This window comes from Neisseria sp. HMSC067G12, from assembly GCF_001812725.1.
Classification (GTDB): Bacteria; Pseudomonadota; Gammaproteobacteria; order Burkholderiales; family Neisseriaceae; genus Neisseria; species Neisseria perflava.
In genome coordinates, this window is record NZ_KV810220.1 from 1,257 (window position 1) to 2,264 (window position 1,008).

The 1,008-nt window shown below is 44.1% G+C and carries 2 protein-coding genes and 1 pseudogene; all 3 read right to left on the minus strand.

Annotation, left to right across the window (positions count from 1 at the left end):
* Positions 1-185 precede the first annotated feature (185 nt).
* The 3 genes and pseudogenes from HMPREF2871_RS09805 to HMPREF2871_RS09815 all read right to left on the minus strand — a co-directional run bounded on the left by HMPREF2871_RS09805 (position 186) and on the right by HMPREF2871_RS09815 (position 956).
* Positions 186-437, minus strand: a pseudogene (locus HMPREF2871_RS09805) (HU family DNA-binding protein).
* An 85-nt stretch (positions 438-522) separates the two neighbouring features.
* Positions 523-768 (minus strand): hypothetical protein, encoded by a 246-nt coding sequence (locus tag HMPREF2871_RS09810; RefSeq protein ID WP_049343836.1) that lies wholly within the window; start codon positions 766-768, stop codon positions 523-525.
* Positions 768-956, minus strand: a complete 189-nt coding sequence (locus tag HMPREF2871_RS09815) for a hypothetical protein (protein WP_049343834.1) — start codon at positions 954-956, stop codon at positions 768-770. Before HMPREF2871_RS09815 ends, HMPREF2871_RS09810 begins: the two co-directional genes overlap by 1 nt.
* Positions 957-1,008: the final 52 nt, after the last annotated feature.

Consider the following 1,008-nt stretch of genomic DNA (forward strand, 5'->3'; position numbering starts at 1 on the left):
ATTATACCAATAAAATACAATATATAGTATTAAGCCGCTGTTTTTTTTTGCGAAACTGACAGCACAAAAAAAGGCCGTCTGAAACAGGTTTTAAACCCTATTTCAGACGGCCTTTAATCCATCTTTAAAAGTCCCAGCCTTCCATCATTCCTGCCAACATACTAACCACTCCTGATTATATTGCTTCATGATTCATTGCGGAACTTTGGCGTTTTGCGCGCCGCGATGGTCAGCGGTTCGCCCGTTTTCGGATTGTGTCCCTGACACTCGGCGGATTAGGCGGCGTGAAACGTGCCGAAGCCGACCAGCGTAACGTCTTTTCCATCTTTCAATTCTTGCGTTACCACGCTGACAAACGCATCAACAAACTCCGCTGCATCGCGTTTGCTCAATTCCGCCTCGTCGGCGATGGCTTGGATTAATTCGGATTTATTCACTTTTGACTCCTATTTAGATTTAAATGCGGCAGACCGTGCCGCGCGGGTTATGAATTTGCAATTTCAGACGGCCTTTAATCAAGCTTTAAACGCCAAAGAAAAATAAAATCAACGCAAGAAAAAACCAAACCACCCCGAAGCAGTAATAAATAAAGGCTTTTTTTCGGGCGCGCATAGCCTCTTTTTCTCCTTCTTTCACTTTTTCCCACACGAGAAAAGCGGTTTCTAATTTTCGGTTGGCGTTTTCGACTTGAGCGTGGATGTAGAAGGAATCGCGTGCGGCAGTTCTTAAAAATTCCAGCTCATCGGTATTTAAATTTCCGTTTTCCATCACGACATCTCCCGCTTTGACATACCTTGTATAGCCCCAATCTTTCCAAGCATATCAATAACATCTTGCACAGCAATCCAAGTTAATTGAGCAGGAGTGCCGCCATCTCGGATAAGGAGATCTCCATGAGGTACATAGCTAACTTTACCATTAGGCAAATCTTCAATTTCAATCACAATTTTCGCCATCACGCCAACTCCTGCTCAGTAGGCTCAATCACAAAATCCTCAAGCCCCGACA